This window comes from Streptomyces sp. NPDC088197, from assembly GCF_044741185.1.
Classification (GTDB): domain Bacteria; phylum Actinomycetota; class Actinomycetes; order Streptomycetales; family Streptomycetaceae; genus Actinacidiphila.
This window is the reverse complement of the sequence record NZ_JBIUSD010000004.1, coordinates 190,645-212,067: the sequence shown is the minus strand read 5'-3', so window position 1 is coordinate 212,067 and position 21,423 is coordinate 190,645. Positions and strand designations below refer to the sequence as shown.

Genomic DNA, 21,423 nt, shown 5'->3' with positions numbered 1-21,423 from the left:
TGCGAGATGAATGTCGTTCATGCCCTGCCAACGGTCGAAGGCCCCGATCCGTCCCCGGGGGGCGCGGGAGGTTCCCGGCGTTGCCGCGGAAGGCGCCCTTGCCGCTACTAGCGCCACGGCGCTAGCGTGGACGCATGTCGAAGACCCAGTTGAACGTTCGGGTGGACGAAGCCACGGCCGAGACGGCCCGGCAGCGCGCGTCGCAGCGCGGTATCAGTGTGAACCGCTATATCGAGGAACTCGTCCAGCAGGACGAGGGCGAGAACGGCAAGGCATTCGTCGAGGCCGCCGCCGACTTCATGAAGCGTTACGAAGAGGTCTTCGCCGAGGAGTTCGGCACCCGGGCGGCCGCCCGGGGTGAAGGCCCGCGTTGACCCTCCGTATCGACCTCGCATGGCTGCTGATGGTCGCCGAGCACTACACGCCGGGCGACCCGCAGGTGACCGACTGGGGCGCGCTCGTCGCGGCCGTCAGCAGGCACGACGCGGAGATCTTCGGCACGCCCGTCTACACCGACACCCACACCCGCGCCGCCGCCATGCTCCAGTTGCTCGTGCACGTCCCGGCGCTGGAGGAGACGAACGCGCTGTTCGCCTCCGCCGTGGCCTACGCCTACCTCGTCGCCAGCCGCCTCAAGCCCTCCATGACGCCGGAACAGGTACGTGACCTGGCCCGGCTGGTGAAGGACGGCTCGGCGCCACTGGACCGGATAGCCGACGAGCTGCGCACCTGGACGACGGAGGCGGAGCTGGGCCCGGCCGGACAGGTCGGATAGCGGCGCGCTCGCGGTCGCCCGTACGTACGGCTGCGCCCGCTCGCGGTTGCCCGTACGTACGGCTGCGCCCTGTACGGCGACGCCCCGCGCGGCTACGCCTTGTACGGCGCCGGGGCGAAGACCTCCGCGAAGGCGGCCGCGTCCCAGGTGCCGCCGAGCTGCGGGGCCAGCCAGTCGGGGGCGGCGGTGCGGAAGGCGGCGGGGGACAGGGCGCCGGCGGCTTCCGGCAGCGCGCCGAGCAGCGGCGCCTGCGCGACCTCGGGCAGGTCCGCGATGTTGCAGCGCTCGGCCAGCTCCGGCTCGGCGCGCCAGCTTCCGATGATCACACCGATGCAGTCGACCTTGCGGGCGCTGAGCGCTTCGACGGTCAGCGCCGTGCTGTTGAGGGTGCCGAGGCCGGCCGGGGCGACCAGCAGCACACGGGCCCGCAGCAGCGCCGCCGCGTCGGCGAGGGTCGAGCCCTGCTCGTCGTAGCGGACCAGCAGCCCGCCCGCGCCCTCGACCAGCACGACGTCGTGCACCGCGGACAGTTTGGCCGCCGCCTCGGCGATGTCCTCGGGGCCCACCGGCCGCAGCCCGGCGCGGCGGGCCGCCGTCGCGGGCGCCAACGGCTCGGGGTAGCGGGCCAGTTCGGCCGCCGTCACCGGACCCGCGAGCCTGGCCACCTCCGCGGCGTCCCCCTGCTCGCCGTCCGCCACGCCCGTCTGGGCGGGCTTGAGCACGGCCACGCTCAGCCCCTGCGCGAGCGACGCGGCGGCCACGGCGGCGGTGGCCACCGTCTTGCCGACCTCGGTACCCGTTCCGGTGATGACCACGATGGCCATGGTGTCGCTCCGTTCCTCGTTGCCGTGCCATGTCATGTCGCCGTGCCGCTCCGGGCGCCGCGCGTGTGCCCGGAGCGTACGGTCCCGGCGCGCCTCGTACCCGTGCCGGGACCGCTCATTCCGCCCAATTGGTGACGAGCGCGGTCAGCTCGTACGACGTATGCCGTACGGCGCGCGGTATGTCGGATGCCGTGCGCCTGCCGCCAAGGACGCGGCCCGGTCAGCCCGCGACGGCCGCGTCCCGTACCGCCGCGCAGATCCGCGCCACGTCGTCGTCGCCCGTCACATAGGGCGGCATCGTGTAGACGAGGTCGCGGAAGGGCCGCAGCCACACCCCGGCGCGCACCGCGGCGGCGGTGGCCGCCGCCATGTCGACCGGGTGGTCGAGCTGGACGACGCCGATCGCGCCGAGCACCCGCACATCGCGGACACCGGGCAGCGCGGCGACCCCGTCCAGGCCCTCGCGCAGCCCGGACTCGATGCGCTTGACCTCCAACGCCCAGTCGTGGTCGAGCAGCAGGTCGACGGAGGCGCAGGCGACGGCGGCGGCCAGCGGATTGCCCATGAAGGTCGGGCCGTGCGCCAGCACCGGCACCTCGCCGCGCGAGATGCCCTCGGCGACCTCGCCGGTGCACAGCGCCGCCGCCATCGTGAGATAGCCGCCGGTCAACGCCTTTCCGACGCACATCACATCGGGGCAGACCCCGGCGTGCTCGGCCGCGAAGAGCGTGCCGGTGCGGCCGAAACCGGTGGCGATCTCGTCGAAGACCAGCAGGACGTCGTGTTCGTCGCACGCCTCCCGCAGCACCCGCAGGTACTCGGGGGAGTGGAAGGACATGCCGCCCGCGCCCTGCACCACCGGCTCGACGATGACGGCGGCCAGCTCGTCGGCGTGCCGTCCGATCAACTCCCGCAGATGCGCGGTGTACACGGCGTCGGGCGCCGCGTCGAAGCCGGGCGGCGGGGCGTCGGCGAAGATCTGCCGGGGCAGCACGCCCGACCACAGCTCGTGCATGCCGCCGTCCGGATCGCACACCGACATCGGCTGCCAGGTGTCCCCGTGGTACCCGCCGCGCCAGGTCAGCAGCCGCTGCTTGCCCGGCCTGCCCAGCGAACGCCAGTACTGGAGGCACATCTTGATCGCGACCTCGACCGACACGGAACCCGAGTCGGCGAGGAAGACATGCCGCAGCGGCTCCGGCGTGATCTCCACCAGCTTGGCCGCGAGACGTACAGCGGGCTCGTGCGTGAGCCCGCCGAACATCACATGACTCATCCGGTCGAGCTGGGCGTGCGCCGCGTCGTCCAGCACGGGGTGCCGGTAGCCGTGGATCGCCGACCACCACGACGACATGCCGTCGACCAGTTCGGTACGGCCCTCGGCGGGCGCCGCGAGCCGCAGCCGTACGCCCGAGGCGGACGCGACGACAAGCGGCTCCTGACGGCCGGGCATCGGGCCGTACGGATGCCAGACGTGCTCCCGGTCCAGCGCCAGCAGCGTGTCCGGGTCGAGCGGCGCGTCGGGCGAGGGGCAGGGCTCAGGCATTGGGCGGCAGGTCCGTCCCCGCGCCGCGTCGCCGTACCGCCACCAGATCGGGGCGCGGGCCCTCGGCGCGTACCGGTTCCGTCCGCACCGTCTCGGTCCGCACGGGCGCCGCGCTCGCGGCGGGTGCCGCGTCCTCGTCGTGGCCGCAGGGGCCGCAGCCGCCTTCGTGCGAGCCGCACACGGAGCCGGAAGCGTGGGAACCGCAGCCGGTCGCCGCCTCCGCGACGTCGGCGCGGTGCGCGGGCAGCGTGGACGTCCCCGCGCCCTCCACCTCGAAGCCCGCGTCGGCGATCATGTCGAGGTCGGCCTGGCCCGCCTGGCCCTCGCTGGTCAGATAGTCGCCCAGGAAGATCGAGTTGACCAGGTGCAGGGCGAGCGGCTGCATCGTGCGCAGGTGCACCTCACGGCCGCCCGCGAGCCGTACCTCGACGTCCGGGCAGACGAACCGCGTCATCGCCAGGATGCGCAGGCAGCGCTGCGGGGTGAGATTCCACTCCTTGGCCAGCGGCGTGCCCTCGAACGGGATCAAGAAGTTCACCGGCACCGAGTCCGGGTCGAGCGCGCGCAGCGAGAACACCACGTCCACCAGGTCCGCGTCGCTCTCGCCCATACCCGCGATCAGCCCCGAGCACGCGGACAGCCCGGCGGCCTGCGCCTGCCGCACGGTGTCCACGCGGTCGGCGTAGGTGTGCGTCGTGGTGATGTCGCCGTAGGTGTTCTCGGAGGTGTTGAGGTTGTGGTTGTACGCGTCCGCGCCCGCCGTCCGCAGCCGCTCGGCCTGGCCGCCGGAGAGCAGGCCGAGGCAGGCGCACACCTCGACGTCCTCGTTCTGGTCCTTGATGGCCGCGATGGTCGCCGAGACCCGGTCCACGTCGCGGTCGGTGGGACCGCGCCCGCTCGCCACCAGGCACACCCGCTTGGCGCCGCCCGCCACCCCGGCGCGCGCCGCCGCGGCGGCCTCGTCGGGCTTGAGCCAGGTGTACTTGAGGATCTCGGCCTTCGAGCCGAGCCGCTGCGAACAGTACGAGCAGTCCTCGGGGCACAGCCCGGACTTGAGGTTGACCAGGTAGTTCAGCTTGACCCGGCGTCCGAACCACTGGCGGCGCACGTTGCCCGCGGCGGCCACCACGTCGAGCAGTTCGTCGTCGGAGGTCGCGAGGACGGCAAGCGCCTCGTCCCTGGTGGGCAGCTCGCGCCGCAGCCCCTTGTCCACGAGAGTGGTCAGCAGATCCATAGGGGCGATCCTCGCGCACGACGGCACCCGCGGCCAATGGCGGACCGCACAACTCGGGTGGCTACTGGTGTGTGCATCACCACACCCTGTGCATGTGTGCGGGCCAGTACGTTGCTGATGACGTCCGTGTGAGGGGGCGCGCGGCCCAACCAGAAGTGCCGCTGAACCGAAGTGCCACTGAAACGCTGAGCCGAAGAACCGCTGAGCCGAAAAGCCGCCGATCCGCCCGACCGGCTCGCGCACCGATCCGCCCGATCCATCGACCCGCCGACCCCAGGGACACCCGTGAAGAGCACCGACCCCGCCGACCCGCACGCCTCCGCCAGGAGCGACACCGCCGACCCGTCAGGTCCCTTCGGCTGGATCGCGGAACAGGCCAGGATCAGGCGCGAGGCCGGGCTCCGGCGGGAGTTGCGCCCCCGCCCGGCGGACTGGGAACTGCTCGACCTCGCGGGCAACGACTACCTCGGCCTGACCCGGCACCCCGAGGTCACGCAGGCGGGCGCCGACGCCTGCCTGCGCTGGGGCGCGGGCGCCACCGGTTCCCGGCTGGTCACCGGCAGCACCGCGCTGCACGCGGAACTCGAAGCGGAGATCGCCGACTTCACCGGCTTCGAGGCGGCCCTGGTCCTCGCCTCCGGCTACGCCGCCAACCTCGCCGCCGTCACCGCGCTGACCGGCCCCGACACCCTGCTGGTCTCCGATGCCGCCAACCACGCCTCACTGATCGACGGCTGCCGCCTGTCGCGCGCCACCACCGAAGTGGTGCCGCACGCCGACCCCGAGGCCGTACGCAAGGCGCTCGGCGCGCGGGCCCGGCGGGACGCCGACGCGTCCCGGTCCGGGGGAGCGTCCTCCGTCGTCGTCAGCGACTCGGTGTTCTCGGTGGACGGCGACGCGGCGCCGCTGCCCGCGCTCGCCGCGGCCTGCCGCGAGTACGGCGCCGCGCTGCTCGTCGACGACGCGCACGGCTTCGGCGTGCTGGGCGAGGGCGGGCGCGGCGCGCTCGCGGCGGCCGGACTCGCCGGGGCCCCCGACGTGGTGAGCACGGCGACGCTGTCGAAGGCGTTCGGCGCGCAGGGCGGTGTGGTGCTCGGCCCCGCGGCCGTCATCGAGCACCTGGTCAACGCCGCCCGCACCTTCATCTTCGACACCGGTCTCGCCCCGGCCGCGGCGGGCGCCGCCCTCGGCGCGCTGCGGCTGCTGCGGCGCGAGCCGGAGCGCGCCGACCGCGCGTTGCACGTGGCCCGCGCCTTCCACCGGATGCTGACCGCCGCGGAGTTGGACGCGACGGCGCCCGACGCCTGTGTGGTGTCGGTGCGCGCGCCCTCGCCCGAGGCGGCCGTCGAGTGGGCGGCCCGGTGCCGGGCCGCGGGTCTGGCCGTCGGCTGCTTCCGGCCGCCGTCCGTCCCCGACGGAGTGTCCCGGCTGCGGCTGACCGCGCGCTGCGACCTGACGGACGCGCAGGTCGCGGGCGCGGTGGACGTCATCGTCCGTACGGCGCCGCGCGGTTGAGGGCGCGGCCCGCCGCCGTCCGTCCGCCGCAGGAACCGACCCGGTCCTACGCGGGGCCGAGGTCGTCCCGGCGCAGCGCCCCGACGAAGTGCGACCAGGCACCCGGTGGGAAGAGCAGCGCGGGCCCCTCCTGGTCCTTGGAATCGCGGACGGCGAGCAGCCCCGAGGCCAGTCTCGCGGTCTCCACGCAGTTGTTCGCGGCGGTGCTGTGACTGCTCCTCCGCCATGTCACGCCGGAAATCGACGCGCTCGAGGAAACGTACCCGGACTGTGCCGCCATGGTGGCCTCCTTTATGCGCCTGCGAATCGCGACATCTCCCCGGCGATCTTACTGATCAACGCGACGGACTCGTCGCGAGGAAGGGCAATGTTGCTCAATCGGGTGAAAGCGGCGCCGTAAGCGGTGATGTCTTCTTTTCGATCGACGTAGAGACTACTCGTCAAATGATCGATAACAACCACGTCGAGATCAGCGATGCGCGGAAATGAGAAGATAACGAACGAACCCGTAACTCCTATGTGGCCTCCGGCACCGAAGGGCAGCACCTGGAGCCGGATCTGCGGCAGCGCGGCGGCGCGTTCCAGTGACCGCAACTGATCGGACATGACCGCGGGGCCGCCGACCACGCGGCGCAGCACGGCCTCGTCCAGCACGGCCCACAGTTCCAGCGGCTCGTCCTGGCGCAGCACCGCCTGCCGGGCGATCCGCACGTCGACCAGTGCGCCGGCCTCGCTCCGGGTCAGATGCGGCATGACGTCGCGGGTGAGCGCCCGGGCGTAGGCGGGGGTCTGGAGCAGGCCGGGCACCACGCTGTTCTCCATCGAGCGGGCCCGGCTGGCACCCGCCTCCAGGCTGATGAAGTCGCGGTACTCCACGGGCAGTACGTCGCGGAAGTCCTGCCACCAGCCGCGCTGTCTGCCCTGACCTGCCAGCGTGCCCAGCAGGTCGCGCAGATCGCGGTCGCGCACCTCGTAGACGTCGAGCAGCACGTCGACGTCCTCGGCGCTGACGCTGCTGCGGCCGGTCTCGATACGGCTGACTTTCGACTGGTGCCAGCCGGCCGCCTCGGCGACCTGCTCGCTGGTCATTCCGGACAGGTCGCGGAGTCGGCGCAGTTCGCCGCCGAGCTTGCGTCGTCGTACGGCGGGGACCCGTTCCATGGCCTCTCGCACCTCCTGAAGTGAGGGATGCCGGTAGTCGGGCGGTCATTACGACAGTGTGCCGACCAAATGCGTATCCACGTAGCAGAGTTCACCGATTTGAGCGACAGATATATGCATTGCGCGGTGGACCGTCCGAAACGGCGGCACGATTAGTGGCAGTCTGGCGCGAACCAGCCACTTCCGGGCGTGGCCCGGAGAGCCCGCGCCGATACCCCGGTCCGCGGTGGGATGGGAAAGGAACGATGTCGCCATGGCAGATCTGCAGGAAGCTTCCGTCACTCTGCCGAGCGACCCTGCCTCGGTACCGGCGGCCCGGCGCTACGTCTGCGCCCGACTCGCCGAATGGGGACTGCCGTCGGACGCCCCCTCGGTCGACGCCGTGCGCCTGATCGTCTCCGAGCTGGCCACCAACGCGGTGCTGCACACCTCGGGAATGTCGCCGACCTTCACCGTGGACGTGCGTCTCGAACGGCAGGAGCAGTTGCTGATCGGCGTGACCGACAGCCATCCGCGCTGGCCCCAGCGGCTGCCCGCGGCGGTCCAGCAGGACAACGGGCGCGGGATGGTGATCATTCGGCATCTGGCGGCGGAGTCCGGCGGCAGGCTGCGGATCACGCCGACCGACGAGGGCGGCAAGACGGTCTGGATCACGATCCCCTGGGCGGTCCCGGTGGCCTGAGGGACGGGCGCTGTTCACGGGCGCGTCGGCGGCACCAGCAGCGCCTCGGCTCCGACCGGTGCGAAACCGGCGGCGAGGAAGGCCCGCACGCTCGCCGCGTTGCCCGGGGCGATCTGGGCCCACAACGGCGCGCCGTCAGGGACGAGATGACGGGCCGCGAGAGCGAGGAGGCGGCCGAGGCCCTTGCCGCGGGCGTCCGGGTCCACCTCGACGGCGGTCTCCCAACGGCCCGCCACACCGCGGCCGATGAGGACGGTGCCGCCGGGCGCGGTCCAGGCCCGCACGTCGTCGCGGTGCTGGAGCGCCCGCACGATCCGCGGATGGGAGCGGTCGGTGGTCTCGGTGAGGGGGAGCGGGGGCGGCCCCGGCAGCGGGGCGGCCAGGGCCAGCAGGTCGAGGTTGTTGACCACACGGCCGGTGCGGGCGCAAAGAGCGCTCAGGAAAGGCGGGTTGAGCGGAGCGGACAGGTCGTCGGGCGGGAGCAGGGCACGGAGACCGGCACCGGTGCCTTCGGGCGCCGGGCATTCGGCCGTACCCGCCGTCCCCGACGTGCCCGCCGTCCCCGACGCGTCGGCGATGTCGGCGAAGACCACGGTGTGGGCGGTGAAGGCGATGACTCCGGCGTCGCGGGCCGACGGCTGGGCGACGAAGGTGACGGTCCCGTCGGCGGGCGGGAAGTCGCCTCGCGCGGCGGCGTCCAGCAGGGACCGCAGGGAGGGCCCGGCGCGGTGCGCCGCGGTGGTCGGCGAGCTCATCCGACCATCCTCTCAGCCGTCCCGTACGCGGCCGGACGCGCCTACGATCGGGTGACATGCGGCCGATCGCGGGGCCGGTCCCGCGAGTCTGTGCGTCATGATCAAGAACCGAGTCCGGTCGCTTCTCACGACCGGCGCGCTGACCCTGACCGCCGTACTCGCCGCGCAGACCGCGGCCACGTCGGAGACCGCGTCGGCCGTCGCCTCCGGACCCCTGTCCCCCGCGGCGCCCACCGCCCTGTCCGCGCCCTCCACGTCCCTCGTGCCCCGTCCCGCCCCCGCGGGCGACGACGGCTGGTGCCCGGTGGTCCACGACCCGCTGTTCGCCGCCGCCGACCGCAGCGTGGACGTCGAGCGCATCACCCCCGAGCCGTCCTACCGCCGCACGTGCGGGGAGCTGTTCCGCTCGGACGGCCGCGCCCCCGCCGTGGTCTTCCAGGAGGGCTTCCAGCCCAAGGCCGCGCAGGACGGGCAGTACGACCTCGCGGCGTACGTGCTGAAGAACCAGCCGTCGCCGTTCGTGAGCACCAGCTACGACCACGACCTCTACAAGCAGTGGAAGCCCGGCTTCAACTACTACGTGGACGCGCCCGGCGGCATCGACGTCAACGCCACGATCGGTGACACCCACAAGTGGGCCGACCAGCACGAGGTCGCCTTCCCCGGCGGCCTCGCCCGGCGGTTCATCGTCGGCGCCTGTCCCGTCGACAAGGCGACCAAGGACGAGGACCTGGCCGGCTGCGTACGCAACCCGTACTACGTGCCGTGGCGCGGGATTCCGGCGCCGCGTCCGCTCGCGCCGGTGCTGCTCCCGGCGGGCTGACCGTCCCCGATCCGGCCGGGGGAGCCGTACCCCCGGCCGGACCGGCCGTCCACGCCGCTGAAGGGGGTGCGGCGGGTCGCCCCGTCGCACCCGAGCCGCCGGCCCGCACGGTCCTACGGCTCCGGGCCGCTGTTCGGGCCGGAAGACGGCCGGGCCGCGCGGCGGCGAGTGCCAACCGCTCCACGGACCGTATACGCCGTACGGGCGCGATACGCGGCGCGGCCGGAATCGGCCGTCCGGGTCACGCCACCCGCCCGTACCAGACGGCGCTGGTCCAGATCCTTTCCAGCCGGACCCTGGCGCCGGTCTTGGGGGCGTGCCAGATCCGGCCGCTCCCGGCGTAGATCCCGACGTGGTAAATGGACCGGCCGGTGTGGAAGAACACCAGGTCACCGACGCGGCGGGCGCCCGACGAGATGTGCCGGGTGCTGTTGTACTGGGCGGCGGCGGTACGCGGCAGCTTCTTGCCCGCGCGCTTGAACGAGTACAGCGTCAGCCCCGAGCAGTCGAAGCGGTTCGGGCCGGTGGCGCCCCACTGGTAGGGCGAGCCCTTCTTCGACGCCGCCACGTTCAGGGCCTTCACGCCCATCGTCGCGGCCTCGGCCTGCTGGGCGGTGCCCGGCAGCAGCGCGGGCAGTGCGACCGCTGTGGCGGTGAGCACGGAGGCCGTCCCGAGCCGGGACAGCCGTCCGGAGATGCACTTGAGCGCGAACATGCGCAACCCTTCGTCATCAGCCTCCGAAGGATGACCTGTCGGGTTCGGGCTGGCGAAGATGCCCGGCCGCGTGGTGCGGCTTCACCCCAAGGGACGGCTCCGGCGCTGTGCCGTGACCGACCCGTCGTACCTGGGTCCTCCGCTCCCGCCGGTGCACTCATGTCGACCTGACGTCCACGCGGCGGCGGGACTGGGCGTCCGCGTGGACCGCCCCGCCACGGCGGCGGGGGCTTGTCGTCACTACGGATGGTGACGCACAGAACCGGCCACAGCCGGGCGGGAAACGCGCGGTGTGAGTCAGGTCACGACTCACCTATTCGGGTGGACACCGGGGCGAATCACCCGGTCCGCGCCTCCGGTCGCATCATCTGACCTGCGGATATGTGACGGACGATGGGCGGTTTTGGCCGGTGCGCGCAATTCGGCCGGAGAGCATGAATCGGCGGTGAATACGCCGATGGGATGAGCCCCTTTGGTGCAGTGCCGACGGTTTCGAGCGCGCAGAGTGACCGCGCTCACACCTGGTCTGTGTCGGCGTGCCGCGCGAGCTCTCCGTCGGCGGACCGCACGAGGCTCACACCAACGGGCCGCACGGACCGCACGGGCCGCGCTGACCGCACCAGCCTCACGCGGGCGGCGGCCCCGCGGCCGGATCGGGCGCCAGCGCCACCAGCCCCGACCGCCGCTCGCCGTCCAGCACCCGCAGGGCGCGGGCCAGCGTGGCGTGGTGCAGTTCGGTCTCGCCCCGCATGTGCATCACGGTCAGCGCGTCGCGCAGCGCGGTCGCCCGGCCCACCAGCGCCTGGGCGGCCCGCAGGGCGCTGTAGGTGTCGGCGGTGCGGGACGGATTGATCCGGCCGAGCAGATCGACGACCTCCAGGTAGGAGTCGATCAGCTCACCCTCGGAGCGGGTGAGCGCCGGAAGCGGCGGCAGTTCCGGGACCACCGCGGGTCACCGCAGGCCGTACGCGGGGCCGTTGGTCTTGCGGCTGGTGGTCAGCTTGTCCACCAGCCCGTAGGCGACGGCCTCTTCGCCGTCGAGGACCTTGTCCCGCTCGATGTCGGTACGGATCCGCTCGATGTCCTGGCCAGTGTGCCGGGCCAGCAGCGTCTCCAACTGCTCGCGGGTGCGCAGCAGTTCGTTGGCCTGGATCTCTAGGTCCGAGATGGGCCCCTGGACCACCTCGCCGAGCGACGGCTGGTGGATCAGCACCCGCGCGCCCGGAGTGATCATGCGCTTGCCCGGCGCGCCCGCCGCCAGCAGCACGGCCGCGGCCGAGGCGGCCTGCCCGATGCAGACCGTCGCCACGTCGCAGGTGACGAACTGCATCGTGTCGTAGATGGCGGTCATCGCCGAGAACGAGCCGCCGGGCGAGTTGATGTAGAGGCTGATGTCCTGCTCGGGGGCGGCGTTCTCCAGGTGGATGAGCTGGGCCATCACGTCGTTCGCCGAGCTGTCGTCGACCTGGGTGCCCAGGAAGATGATCCGCTCCTGGAGCAGCTTGGAGTACGGGTCCATCGTGCGGACGCCGTTGCTGCTGCGTTCGGTGAACTCGGGCAGGACGTAGCGGGCGGTGGGACGGAACACGGCGTGCACCTCCGGGCGGATCTGGGCGCAGGAACTGGCCACAGGTCAAAATGTACAGGACGTACATCTCGTTATGATGGGGAGCATGACCCATGACGTCCCGGTGACACAAGCGCGTGCCGAGCTCGCGGAACTGATCAACCGCGTGGTCTACGGCGGCGAACAGGTGGTGCTGACCCGCCACGGCAAGCCGCTCGTCGCCCTGGTGTCCGCCGCTGACCTGCAACGACTGCGTGATCTCGACGAGCAGGCCGAGGAGCAGGTGATCAGTACGGTCTCCGCCGTCGGCTCCCGTACGTCCGCCACGGGCGAACGCCGACGGTTCGGCATCGCGGCCGAGCACCGGGGTCACCAGACCGGCGACCGTCGTCCGTAACAGCGACCGCCGCCCGTAACAGGGGTTAACGCAGTCGAAACCGCGTCGAACTAATCTCGCGGGTTCTGACGACTGTGAGGTGTGGCTGTGCAGTTGACCCCCCACGAGCAGGAACGCCTGCTCATCCATGTCGCCGCGGACGTGGCGGCCAAGCGGCGCGCCCGCGGGCTGCGGCTCAACCACCCCGAGGCGGTCGCGCTCATCACCGCGCATCTGCTCGAAGGGGCCCGCGACGGCCGCGGCGTCTCGGAACTGATGGAGTCCGGGCGCACCGTGCTGACCCGCGCCGACGTCATGGACGGCATCCCCGAGATGATCCACGACGTGCAGGTCGAGGCCACGTTCCCCGACGGCACCAAGCTCGTCACCGTCCACCAGCCGATCGTCTGACGGGCAGGAGCGCCATGATCCCCGGAGAGATCCTCAGCGCGGACGCGCCCGTGCCGCTCAACGCGGGCCGTCCGGTGACCCGCCTCACCGTTCTCAACGCGGCCGACCGGCCCGTCCAGGTCGGCTCGCACTACCACTTCGCCGAGGCCAACCCCGGTCTGGAGTTCGACCGCGCCGCCGCCCGCGGCCTGCGGCTGAACATCGCCGCGGGCACCGCCGTACGCTTCGAGCCCGGCATCCCCGCCGAGGTCGAACTCGTGCCGATCGCCGGACAGCGCGTCGTGGCCGGGCTGCGCGGCGAGACCGCGGGGGCGCTCGATGGCTGACCTCTCGCGGGCCGTATACGCCGACCTCTACGGCCCCACCACCGGGGACCGGGTCCGGCTGGCCGACACCGACCTGCTGATCGAGGTCGAACGCGACCTGGCGGGCGGGCCGGGACTCGCGGGCGACGAAGCCGTCTTCGGCGGCGGCAAGGTGATCCGCGAGTCGATGGGCCAGGCGCGCACCAGCCGCGCGGAGGGCGCGCCCGACACCGTCATCACCGGCGCCGTCGTCCTCGACCACTGGGGCGTGGTCAAGGCGGACATCGGCATCCGCGACGGCCGGATCACCGCGCTGGGCAAGGCGGGCAACCCCGAGACGATGGACGGCGTCCACCCCGACCTCGTCATCGGCCCCGAGACCGAGATCATCGCGGGCAACGGCAAGATCCTCACCGCGGGCACCATCGACGCGCACGTCCACTTCATCTCGCCGACGCTGCTGCCGCAGGCCCTGTCGGCGGGCGTCACCACCGTCATCGGCGGCGGCACGGGACCGGCCGAGGGCACCAAGGCGACCACCGTCACGCCCGGCGGCTGGCACCTGGCGCGGATGTTCGCGGGCCTGGAGGCGTACCCGGTCAACGTCGGGCTGCTCGGCAAGGGCAACACCGTCAACCAGCGGTCCATGCACGACCAACTGCGCGCCGGAGCCGTCGGGTTCAAGATCCACGAGGACTGGGGCGCCACCCCCGCCGCCATCGACGCCTGCCTGACGGTCTGTGAGCGGACCGGCGCCCAACTGGCCATCCACACCGACACGTTGAACGAGGCCGGATTCGTCGAGGACACCCTGGCCGCCATCGCGGGCCGGGGCATCCACGCCTACCACACCGAAGGCGCGGGCGGCGGGCACGCGCCCGACATCATCACCGTGGTCTCGCAGCCGCACGTGCTGCCGTCCTCGACCAACCCGACCCGGCCGCACACCGTCAACACCGTCGAGGAGCACCTCGACATGCTGATGGTCTGCCACCACCTCAACCCGTCGGTCCCCGAGGATCTCGCCTTCGCCGAGTCCCGGATCCGCCCGTCGACCATCGCCGCCGAGGACGTCCTGCACGACCTCGGCGCGATCAGCATCATCAGCTCCGACTCACAGGCCATGGGCCGGATCGGCGAAGTCGCCCTGCGCACCTGGCAGACCGCGCACGTGATGAAGCGACGCCGCGGCGCGCTCCCCGGCGACGGCGCGGCCGACAACCACCGCGCCCGCCGCTATGTCGCCAAATACACCATCAACCCCGCGGTCGCGCAGGGCCTCGACCACGAGATCGGCTCCGTCGAGGCCGGGAAGCTCGCCGACCTGGTGCTGTGGGAACCGGCGTTCTTCGGAGTCAAGCCGCAACTCGTCATCAAGGGCGGGCAGATCGCCTACGCCCAGATGGGCGACGCCAATGCGTCCATCCCCACCCCCCAACCCGTGCTTCCCCGGCCGATGTTCGGCGCGGTCGGCGCCGCGCCCGCCGCCAACTCCGTCAACTTCGTCAACGAGGCGGCGCTGGAGGACGGCCTGCCCGAACGCCTCGGCCTCGGCAAGGAGTTCGTGCCGATCCGTAGTACACGCGCCCTGACCAAGGCCGACATGCGGGAGAACGACGCGCTGCCGAGAGTCGAGGTCGAACCCGACACGTTCACCGTACGGATCGACGGCGAGGTCGTGGAGCCCGCGCCCGCGCCGGAACTCCCCATGGCCCAGCGGTACTTCCTCTTCTGAGACCATGACCCCGACGACACCGCCCCCTACGACCACGACGCCGGCCGCGCGCGCCGCCCTGCTGCTGCTCGCCGACGGCCGCTTCCCGGCCGGCGGCCACGCGCACTCCGGCGGCGCGGAGGCCGCGGTCGCGGACGGCCGGGTGCGGGACGCGGCGACCCTGGCGGATTTCTGCCGGGGCCGTCTGCACACCACTGGACTGGTCGCCGCCGCACTGGCCGCGGCGGCGACCTTCGGCCTCGACCCGCTCGTCCTCGACGCGGCGGCCGACGCCCGCACCCCCTCGCCCGCCCTGCGCACCACCTCCCGCAAGCTCGGCCGCCAGCTCCTGCGCGCCGCCCGCGCCGCCTGGCCCGCACCCGCGCTCGACCAGCTCGCCGCCGCCCGCCCGCGCGGCGCCCACCAGCCCGTCGTCCTCGGCGTCACCGCCCGCGCCGCCGGCCTGCTCCCGCAGGACGCGGCACACGTCGCCGCCTACGAGTCCGTCAGCGGGCCCGCGACCGCCGCCGTACGGCTGCTGAGCCTCGACCCCTTCCACGCCGCGGCCGTACTCGCCCGGCTGGCACCGTGCGTCGACGAGGCGGCCGCCGCGGCGGCGCTCGCCGCCGAACGCGCCCTCGCCGAAGGCCCGGACGTGCTGCCCGCCGCGTCTGCGCCGCTGCTCGACCTTGCCGCGCAGGACCACGCCGCCTGGCCCGTACGCCTCTTCGCCTCCTGACCCGCCTCCCGATCCGCCTCCCGATCCGCCTTCCGATCCGCCTCCCGATCCGCAGCTTCATCCGCCGCCCGGTTCCGAACGCCGTCCGCACCAACGGAGTTGACCATGCATCTCGACCACCCCGAGACCTTCCCCGAGCGGTACGCGCACTCCTCGCCCGCCGTCCGCGCCGACGGCAGGCGGCGCGCGCTGCGGATCGGGCTCGGCGGCCCGGTCGGGTCCGGCAAGACCGCGACCGTCGCGGCGCTGTGCCGCAGACTGCGCGACGACCTGTCGATCGCCGTGGTCACCAATGACATCTACACGCGCGAGGACGCCGAATTCCTGCTGCGCAACGCGGTGCTGCCCGCCGAACGGATCGCCGCCGTGGAGACCGGCGCGTGCCCGCACACCGCGATCCGGGACGACATCTCCGCGAATCTCGAAGCCGTCGAGGACCTGGAGGACGCGGTCGGCCCGCTCGACCTCATCCTCGTCGAGTCCGGCGGCGACAATCTGACCGCCACCTTCTCCAAGGGACTGGTGGACGCGCAGATCTTCGTCATCGACGTGGCGGGCGGCGACGACATCCCCCGCAAGGGCGGCCCCGGCGTCACCACCGCCGACCTCCTCGTGATCAACAAGACCGACCTCGCCCCCTACGTCGGAGCCGACCTCACCCGCATGTCCCGCGACGCCGCCGCCCAGCGCGGCGACCTGCCGGTCGTCCTCACCTCCGTCGCCGCCCCCGACGGCGTCGCCCCGGTCGCCGCCTGGGTGGGCGACCGTCTGGCCGCCTGGGCCGCCGTCCCCGCGACGACGGCGTGAACGACGTGGCGGTCCGCGACACCGCGCGCGGCGTCGTCGCCACGGCGCGGATCGTCGCCGCCCCCGACGGGCACGGCGGTACGGCGCTGCCCGTGCTGGCCGGTGACGGACCGCTGGCGCTGCGGCGCAGCCGGGTCGTCGGCGGCGCCGACGGCGAAGGGGCCGGAGTGATGGTGGTCGGCGCGATGAGCGCGCCGCTCGGCGGCGACCGCCTGCGGATCGAGGCGGAGGTGGGACAGGGCGCGCGGCTCGCGGTGGGGTCCGCCGCGGCCACGGTGTCCCTGCCGGGGCGGGACGGCGGCCGGGCGACGTACGACGTGCGGCTGACCGTACGGGCCGGTGGCGCGCTGCGCTGGCTGCCCGAGCCGGTGATCGCCGCCCACCGCAGCGACCTGCGGATGACCACCCGCGTGGACCTCGCCCCCGGCGCGCGCCTCCTGCTGCGGGACGAACAGATCCTCGGCCGCCACGCGGAACCCCCCGGCCGCCTCAGCACCCGGCTGACCGCCCACCTCGACGGCCGCCCGCTCCTGGACCAGGAACTCCGCTTCGGCCCCGGCGCCCCCACCGGCTGGGACGGACCGGCCGTCCTCGGCCGCTACCGGGCCGTCGGCCAACTCCTGCTGATCGAACCCGGCTTCGCCGACCTCCCGGCCGTCGCCCGCACGCTGCCCGCCGACCCCGCCGAAGGCCGGGCGGCCGTCACCCCGCTCGCGGGCCCCGCCGCGTTGATCACCGCGGTGGCCGCGGACGGCCTGCGCCTGCGCCGTCTGCTGGACGCCGGTCTGGCGGCCGTCCGGGCCGCGAGCGCGCCCGCCGACTAAGGCGTGTCCGGGGAAACGGCCGTCACCCGTGCGGCGGCAGCCACCTCACGCCCAACTCGTCCGCAGAATCACACTTTGATGAAGAATCACCCGCCTGGCCTGTTCACAGGCGACTCACAGGGGAAAGGATTCGCTCCGCAGCAACTGTGACCACCGTGGCCACAAGCCACGGACCAGGAGGGGAGTTTCCGCCTTGAGACGCACGATCGTGCTCGTCTCCACCGGCGCCCTGATCGCGGGCGCCATCGCAGCCGCCCCGGCGGCCACCGCACAGTCGCACGACCAGCCGTCGAGATCGGCGCGGTCCGTCACCGTACCCGAGTCCGTCGGCGTGGTGATCGCCGCCGCGAACGCCGCCCGCAAGGGCATCGACTGGGCTGCCTGCCCGGCGAGTTGGAACATTCCGTCGCCGATCACCTGCGGCTATGTGACCGTGCCCGTCGACTACGGCAAGCCGTTCGGCGCGACCGTCAAGCTGGCCGTGGACCGGGCGGGCAACACCGGTACCCCGGCCGAACGGCAGGGCGCGCTGATCTACAACCCGGGCGGTCCCGGCGGCTCGGGACTGCGCTTCCCGGTCCGGGTCACCACCTCCTCCGCACTGTGGGTCAAGACGGCGAAGGCGTACGACTTCGTGGGCTTCGACCCGCGCGGCGTCGGCCACTCCGCCCCGATCTCCTGTGAGGACCCGCAGGAGTACGTGAAAGCCCCCAAGGCCGACCCGGTGCCGGACAGCGAGGCCGACAAGCTCGCACAGCGCAAGCTCGCCGCCGAGTACGCCGACGGCTGCCTGGAGCGCACCGGCGCGCGGACGCTCTCCCAGATGACCACGCAGAACACCGCCCGCGACCTGGACGTCATCCGCGCCGCGCTGCACGAGAAGAAGCTCAACTACCTGGGCGTCTCCTACGGCACGTACCTCGGCGCGGTCTACGCGACGCTCTTCCCGACACACGTGCGCCGGTTGATCGTGGACAGCGTCGTCAACCCGGCGCAGGACCAGATCTGGTACCGGAACAACCTGGACCAGGACGTGGCCTTCCAGGGCCGCTGGGACGACTGGGAGGCGTGGGTCGCGACGTACGACTCCGTCTACCACCTCGGCGACACGCCCGCGAAGGTCGAGCAGAAGTGGCTCGCGCTGCGCGCCGCCGCCAAGAGCCACCCGATCGGCGGCGTCGTCGGGCCGAACGAACTCCTCGGCTTCTTCCAGAACGCGCCCTACTACGACTCGACGTGGGCCACGGTCGCGGGCGTCTGGAGCCGCTACGAGGCGGGTGACACCCAGGCGCTGCTCGACGCGGCGGCGCCCGACCTGTCCGACACCGCGGGCAACATCTCGGCCGAGAACAGCAACGCCGTGTACACCGCGGTGGAGTGCACCGACGCCAAGTGGCCCACGAATTGGCGCACATGGGACCGGGACAACACCGCGCTGCACGCCAAGTACCCCTTCCTGACGTGGGAGAACGCCTGGCTGAACCTGCCGTGCGCCACCTGGGGCGTCAAGCAGCAGCGCCCGGTGGACGTCCGCTCGCACCATGGGCTGCCCGCCGTGCTGATCGTGCAGAGCACCAGGGACGCGGCGACCCCCTACACCGGGGCGCTCGAACTCCACCGCCGCCTGGCGGGCTCCCGCTTGATCACCGAGAAGGACGCGGGCTCGCACGGCGTCACCAACCTGGTGAACCCGTGCATCAACTCCCGTGTCGAGAGCTATCTGTTGACGGGCACGGTCGACGCCCACGACGTGGTGTGCGGACCCCACGCCGCACCCGTCCCCGCCGCGCCCTAGGGCGCGGAACCGGCGAGACCGCGTACGGGCGGTCCACCCACCTTCACGGTGCGGTGGGCCGCCCACCGCGCGTCCGGCGTGACGGCCGCGCCGCCGCGGGGCGACGACGACCGCGGTACGGCTACGGCCGCTTCGCGGCGGTGTCGGTGAAGGCGGCGGCGAAGGCCGCACGGGTGGGGGAGTCCGCGCGCCGGTCCAGGACCGCGAAGACGGCCTGGTCGAAGGCGCCCACGAAGCGGCCGTCGCCGGTCAGCAGCCGGGCGAAGGCGGCGGCGACCCGCGCCGGGTCGTTCATGAAGACCCCGCCGCCCCAGGCGCCCAGCACCAGGCGCCGGTAGCCGTGTACGGCGGCCACCTCCAGGACCCGCTCGGCGCGCGCGTCGAGGGCCGCTCCGACGAGGGGCACGCGCTCGGGCGTCGTGCGCGCGATGACCCCGGCGTTCGGCGCGGGCGAGGTGAGGAAGCCGACGGTGTACGGCACGTCGAGCAGCGTGCCGCTGTCGTCGCGGAAGACCGGCACGGCGGGGGAGTGGATGACGCGGTCGCTGTAGAAGACATCGGTGTCCGCCCGGTGGTGGGCGTAGAACTCGGGTGCGCGCAGCAGACAGGTGTAGAGCGCGGAGGAACGGCACAGCGCCTCCTCCTGCGCCTGCGCTCCCTTGACGTAACCGCCGCCGGGGTTGCGTGCGGAGGCGAAGTTGAGCACGGCCACCGCGCCGCCCGCGGCGTCTGCCGCGACCAGCCTGGCCGCCGCCTCCATGCTGCTCTCCGGCGTCACCTCGCAGCGCACGGGCCCGTCGCCCCACGCTCCCTCGCCGGGGACCGCGACCGGCGCGGGGCCGTACATCCGGGTCCCGTCGGCCGCCGCCGCGACGGCCTCGCCGAGCGGGACGTACCGTCCGGCCGGGGAGTCGTACCCGCCCTCCGCCGCGATCCGCTGATTCTCCGTGGCGATGTTCCGCAGACGAGCACTCATGCCCAGGACGGTAGGGCGTGTACGGGCTCCGGCGCGAGTGAATTCGGGCGGTCGCGGCGGCCGTCGGCCGATCCGTACGGGCTGATCCCGGACTTCGTACGGCTTCGTCCGGCCTTCCGGCCGGCTTCTTGCGGGCGGCGGTAGACGCGATATATCGTGAGTCGCGTTCCGTTTCCCTGGGAGGTAGTGCCGTGTCCGAGCTGTCCCCGAAGGCGCGTTCCGGCGAGCCGAGGATGCGGGCGTCCGACGACGAGCGCGACCGTACGGCGGCGCTGCTGGCGGAGGCATTCGCCGCGGGCCGGCTGACCGCCGAGGAGCACGCCGAGCGGATGGAGGCGGCCTACGCCGCCAGGACCCGCGGCGACTTGGCGCCGCTCACCGCCGACCTGCCCGCCCCCGCGCCCGGCGCCCCGCTCGCCTCGCCCGCCGACAACGAGGCGGTGCGGGCGCTGTTCAGCAAGGTCCGCCGCTCGGGCCAGTGGCCGGTGCCGCCGCACACCGTCGTACGGGCCAGCTTCGGCGCCGTCGTGATCGACCTGCGGCAGGCGGTGTTCACCCGCCGCGAGGTGGTCATCCAGGCCGACTCCTTCTTCGGCAAGGTCGAGGTCATCGTCCCCGACCACGCGCAGGTCTACGACGTCGGCACGGCGCTGTTCGGCAAGCGCTCCCAGCACGGCCGCCGCAGCGACAAGAGCGGCGTGGACGGACCGGTCGTGCGGATCACCGGACGCTCCGTCTTCGGCCACGTCCGGGTGATGCGCCGCTTCAAGTGGCCCTGGCGGGACGGCCGCTGACGCCGCGGCGCCGACCGGGCGTCACGCCCCGCGCCCGGCCAGCCAGCGGTCCTCGGCCGCGTAGTCGAACCAGTCGCCGTGCTCCGACAGCCGCGCCGGCAGCGGGAACACCTCGCGCCAGTCCGCCTTGTCCAGCTCCGCCGCCAGCCAGGCCACCGTCCCCGGCAGCGACTCCTCGTACGAGGTGACCGCGCGGTAGCCCAGTTCGCGCTCGGCCGCCGACATGTCCAGCACCATCGGGTACGGCATGCCCCACGGAGTGTCGCCCACGGTCGGCTCCGGCGGCGGCCCGTCCACCAGCACGGTCTCGCTGGTCACACCGAGCGCCCGGTCCACCGCGGCGGAGATCTCCGCGACGGTCGGCACCCGCGGATCACCCGCGTTGAGCGCACGGGAGCCCGGCTTCGCCGCCGCCAGCCGGACCAGCTCGGCGATGTTCGACGCGTGCACCGGATGGAACCGGCTCCTGCCCCCGTACGCCAGCACCCGCACCGGACGGCCGTCCAGCGCGCGCTTGACGAAGTACATCTCACGCGGCAGCGGACTGTGCGGGCCGTGGATCGCCCCGGCGCGCAGCAGCGTCGACGGCAGCCGCTCGCCCGCCTCCAGCAGCGTCCGCTCCAACTCGACCTTGCGGGTGCCGTACGTCGCGGGGCCCGGCGCGACCGTCGCGCAGGTCTCCGGGAGCGGCACCGGGAAGCGCGGGGAGCCGTCCGGCTCGGCCTGCGTGTCGAAATTGCGTCCCGCCTCGTCCTCGTACACCGCCGCGCTGGAGATCACCACCGCGGAACCGATCCGGTCGGACAGCGACAGCAACTGCCGTGCGTCGGCGCCGTCGTAGGCCACACAGTCCAGCAGGACGTCGCAGCCGTCGCCGAGCGCCGCGGCCAGCGCGGCGCTGTCCGAGCGGTCGACCCGGACCGTACGCACGCCCGGCGGCCACCCCTCGTCCGATCCGCCGCCGCGCGAGGCGGCCGTCACCTGCCAGCCGTCCGCGGCCAGGGCGCGTACGGCCTGCCGCCCGATCTGTCCAGAAGCGCCGATCACGAACGCGGTTCCCGTCATGGTGAGGACGCTATGCGGGC

Annotated in this window: 25 protein-coding genes and 1 riboswitch; of the genes, 14 read left to right on the top strand and 11 right to left on the bottom strand. The window is 73.0% G+C overall.

Going from position 1 to position 21,423, the window contains the following annotated elements; all coding sequences use genetic code 11:
* Nucleotides 1-134: 134 nt before the first annotated feature.
* Together ACIOC1_RS13055 and ACIOC1_RS13050 are read left to right on the top strand one after the other, a co-directional pair.
* The gene (locus ACIOC1_RS13055; protein WP_401853885.1) at nucleotides 135-374 is read left to right on the top strand and encodes an antitoxin; all 240 of its coding nucleotides are present in this window, start codon (nucleotides 135-137) and stop codon (nucleotides 372-374) included.
* Complete coding sequence (locus ACIOC1_RS13050; protein WP_355341208.1) at nucleotides 371-775, top strand: fic family toxin-antitoxin system, toxin component; 405 nt, start codon at nucleotides 371-373, stop codon at nucleotides 773-775. The genes ACIOC1_RS13055 and ACIOC1_RS13050 overlap by 4 nt, the downstream gene beginning before the upstream one ends.
* A gap of 92 nt (nucleotides 776-867) precedes the next feature.
* Here ACIOC1_RS13050 and bioD read toward each other — a convergent pair whose 3' ends face one another.
* The 3 genes from bioD to bioB all read right to left on the bottom strand — a co-directional run bounded on the left by bioD (nucleotide 868) and on the right by bioB (nucleotide 4,379).
* A complete protein-coding gene (gene bioD / locus ACIOC1_RS13045) occupies nucleotides 868-1,599 on the bottom strand; it encodes a dethiobiotin synthase (protein ID WP_355341205.1) in 732 nt (243 codons plus the stop codon).
* Between the two features lie 220 nt (nucleotides 1,600-1,819).
* Complete coding sequence (locus tag ACIOC1_RS13040; RefSeq protein ID WP_355341202.1) at nucleotides 1,820-3,145, bottom strand: adenosylmethionine--8-amino-7-oxononanoate transaminase; 1,326 nt, start codon at nucleotides 3,143-3,145, stop codon at nucleotides 1,820-1,822.
* On the bottom strand, nucleotides 3,138-4,379 hold the full coding sequence (gene bioB / locus ACIOC1_RS13035) for a biotin synthase BioB (RefSeq protein WP_401853882.1): 1,242 nt from the start codon (nucleotides 4,377-4,379) through the stop codon (nucleotides 3,138-3,140). The genes ACIOC1_RS13040 and bioB overlap by 8 nt, the downstream gene beginning before the upstream one ends.
* A 285-nt stretch (nucleotides 4,380-4,664) precedes the next feature.
* Between bioB and ACIOC1_RS13030 the strand changes: the two genes are divergently transcribed.
* Nucleotides 4,665-5,894: an 8-amino-7-oxononanoate synthase gene (locus ACIOC1_RS13030; RefSeq protein ID WP_401853880.1), complete on the top strand. Its 1,230-nt coding sequence runs from the start codon at nucleotides 4,665-4,667 to the stop codon at nucleotides 5,892-5,894.
* Nucleotides 5,895-5,940: 46 nt separating this feature from the next.
* On the opposite strand, the gene ACIOC1_RS13025 is transcribed toward ACIOC1_RS13030, so the two are convergent.
* Nucleotides 5,941-6,174 carry a DUF397 domain-containing protein gene (locus tag ACIOC1_RS13025; RefSeq protein ID WP_355341196.1) on the bottom strand — a complete coding sequence of 78 codons (234 nt, stop codon included), beginning with the start codon at nucleotides 6,172-6,174 and terminating at the stop codon, nucleotides 5,941-5,943.
* Nucleotides 6,175-6,185: 11 nt separating this feature from the next.
* Nucleotides 6,186-7,055, bottom strand: coding sequence for a helix-turn-helix transcriptional regulator (locus tag ACIOC1_RS13020; protein WP_355341193.1), 870 nt, complete (start codon nucleotides 7,053-7,055; stop codon nucleotides 6,186-6,188).
* Nucleotides 7,056-7,308: 253 nt separating this feature from the next.
* Here ACIOC1_RS13020 and ACIOC1_RS13015 point away from each other — a divergent pair, with 253 nt between their 5' ends.
* Nucleotides 7,309-7,737, top strand: coding sequence for an ATP-binding protein (locus ACIOC1_RS13015; RefSeq protein WP_355341190.1), 429 nt, complete (start codon nucleotides 7,309-7,311; stop codon nucleotides 7,735-7,737).
* A gap of 14 nt (nucleotides 7,738-7,751) precedes the next feature.
* Here ACIOC1_RS13015 and ACIOC1_RS13010 read toward each other — a convergent pair whose 3' ends face one another.
* Nucleotides 7,752-8,492, bottom strand: coding sequence for a GNAT family N-acetyltransferase (locus ACIOC1_RS13010; protein ID WP_401853876.1), 741 nt, complete (start codon nucleotides 8,490-8,492; stop codon nucleotides 7,752-7,754).
* Between the two features lie 97 nt (nucleotides 8,493-8,589).
* Between ACIOC1_RS13010 and ACIOC1_RS13005 the strand changes: the two genes are divergently transcribed.
* Nucleotides 8,590-9,315: an ADP-ribosyltransferase gene (locus tag ACIOC1_RS13005; protein ID WP_391045140.1), complete on the top strand. Its 726-nt coding sequence runs from the start codon at nucleotides 8,590-8,592 to the stop codon at nucleotides 9,313-9,315.
* 241 nt (nucleotides 9,316-9,556) lie between these two features.
* Here the strand turns inward: ACIOC1_RS13005 and ACIOC1_RS13000 are convergent, their stop codons facing one another.
* The 3 genes from ACIOC1_RS13000 to ACIOC1_RS12990 all read right to left on the bottom strand — a co-directional run bounded on the left by ACIOC1_RS13000 (nucleotide 9,557) and on the right by ACIOC1_RS12990 (nucleotide 11,618).
* Complete coding sequence (locus ACIOC1_RS13000) at nucleotides 9,557-10,030, bottom strand: C40 family peptidase (protein ID WP_355341181.1); 474 nt, start codon at nucleotides 10,028-10,030, stop codon at nucleotides 9,557-9,559.
* A gap of 3 nt (nucleotides 10,031-10,033) precedes the next feature.
* Nucleotides 10,034-10,162, bottom strand: a riboswitch (cyclic di-AMP (ydaO/yuaA leader).
* A gap of 493 nt (nucleotides 10,163-10,655) precedes the next feature.
* Complete coding sequence (locus ACIOC1_RS12995) at nucleotides 10,656-10,976, bottom strand: hypothetical protein (RefSeq protein ID WP_188285530.1); 321 nt, start codon at nucleotides 10,974-10,976, stop codon at nucleotides 10,656-10,658.
* A 6-nt stretch (nucleotides 10,977-10,982) separates the two neighbouring features.
* The gene (locus ACIOC1_RS12990; protein WP_401854277.1) at nucleotides 10,983-11,618 is read right to left on the bottom strand and encodes an ATP-dependent Clp protease proteolytic subunit; all 636 of its coding nucleotides are present in this window, start codon (nucleotides 11,616-11,618) and stop codon (nucleotides 10,983-10,985) included.
* Between the two features lie 85 nt (nucleotides 11,619-11,703).
* On the opposite strand from ACIOC1_RS12990, the gene ACIOC1_RS12985 reads away from it, so the two are divergent.
* From ACIOC1_RS12985 to ACIOC1_RS12950, 8 genes are all read left to right on the top strand, one after another.
* Nucleotides 11,704-11,994 carry a type II toxin-antitoxin system Phd/YefM family antitoxin gene (locus ACIOC1_RS12985; RefSeq protein ID WP_188285531.1) on the top strand — a complete coding sequence of 97 codons (291 nt, stop codon included), beginning with the start codon at nucleotides 11,704-11,706 and terminating at the stop codon, nucleotides 11,992-11,994.
* Between the two features lie 87 nt (nucleotides 11,995-12,081).
* Nucleotides 12,082-12,384, top strand: a complete 303-nt coding sequence (locus ACIOC1_RS12980; protein ID WP_355341177.1) for an urease subunit gamma — start codon at nucleotides 12,082-12,084, stop codon at nucleotides 12,382-12,384.
* A 14-nt stretch (nucleotides 12,385-12,398) separates the two neighbouring features.
* Nucleotides 12,399-12,710 carry an urease subunit beta gene (locus ACIOC1_RS12975; protein WP_355341174.1) on the top strand — a complete coding sequence of 104 codons (312 nt, stop codon included), beginning with the start codon at nucleotides 12,399-12,401 and terminating at the stop codon, nucleotides 12,708-12,710.
* Nucleotides 12,703-14,424: an urease subunit alpha gene (locus ACIOC1_RS12970; RefSeq protein ID WP_391045136.1), complete on the top strand. Its 1,722-nt coding sequence runs from the start codon at nucleotides 12,703-12,705 to the stop codon at nucleotides 14,422-14,424. Before ACIOC1_RS12975 ends, ACIOC1_RS12970 begins: the two co-directional genes overlap by 8 nt.
* Before the next feature lie 4 nt (nucleotides 14,425-14,428).
* The gene (locus ACIOC1_RS12965; protein WP_355341168.1) at nucleotides 14,429-15,142 is read left to right on the top strand and encodes an urease accessory UreF family protein; all 714 of its coding nucleotides are present in this window, start codon (nucleotides 14,429-14,431) and stop codon (nucleotides 15,140-15,142) included.
* A gap of 105 nt (nucleotides 15,143-15,247) precedes the next feature.
* Nucleotides 15,248-15,949 carry an urease accessory protein UreG gene (ureG, locus tag ACIOC1_RS12960; RefSeq protein ID WP_188282479.1) on the top strand — a complete coding sequence of 234 codons (702 nt, stop codon included), beginning with the start codon at nucleotides 15,248-15,250 and terminating at the stop codon, nucleotides 15,947-15,949.
* Complete coding sequence (locus tag ACIOC1_RS12955) at nucleotides 15,946-16,773, top strand: urease accessory protein UreD (protein WP_401853869.1); 828 nt, start codon at nucleotides 15,946-15,948, stop codon at nucleotides 16,771-16,773. Before ureG ends, ACIOC1_RS12955 begins: the two co-directional genes overlap by 4 nt.
* A 193-nt stretch (nucleotides 16,774-16,966) precedes the next feature.
* Entirely contained in the window at nucleotides 16,967-18,568 is a 1,602-nt protein-coding gene (locus tag ACIOC1_RS12950) for an alpha/beta hydrolase (protein WP_401311165.1), read from the top strand.
* Between the two features lie 121 nt (nucleotides 18,569-18,689).
* Here ACIOC1_RS12950 and ACIOC1_RS12945 read toward each other — a convergent pair whose 3' ends face one another.
* Nucleotides 18,690-19,544: a TIGR02452 family protein gene (locus ACIOC1_RS12945; protein WP_401853867.1), complete on the bottom strand. Its 855-nt coding sequence runs from the start codon at nucleotides 19,542-19,544 to the stop codon at nucleotides 18,690-18,692.
* Nucleotides 19,545-19,735: 191 nt separating this feature from the next.
* On the opposite strand from ACIOC1_RS12945, the gene ACIOC1_RS12940 reads away from it, so the two are divergent.
* Nucleotides 19,736-20,338: a DUF1707 domain-containing protein gene (locus ACIOC1_RS12940; protein ID WP_355341153.1), complete on the top strand. Its 603-nt coding sequence runs from the start codon at nucleotides 19,736-19,738 to the stop codon at nucleotides 20,336-20,338.
* A 21-nt stretch (nucleotides 20,339-20,359) separates the two neighbouring features.
* Here the strand turns inward: ACIOC1_RS12940 and ACIOC1_RS12935 are convergent, their stop codons facing one another.
* Nucleotides 20,360-21,403: an NAD-dependent epimerase/dehydratase family protein gene (locus ACIOC1_RS12935; protein ID WP_401853864.1), complete on the bottom strand. Its 1,044-nt coding sequence runs from the start codon at nucleotides 21,401-21,403 to the stop codon at nucleotides 20,360-20,362.
* Between the last annotated feature and the right edge of the window lie 20 nt (nucleotides 21,404-21,423).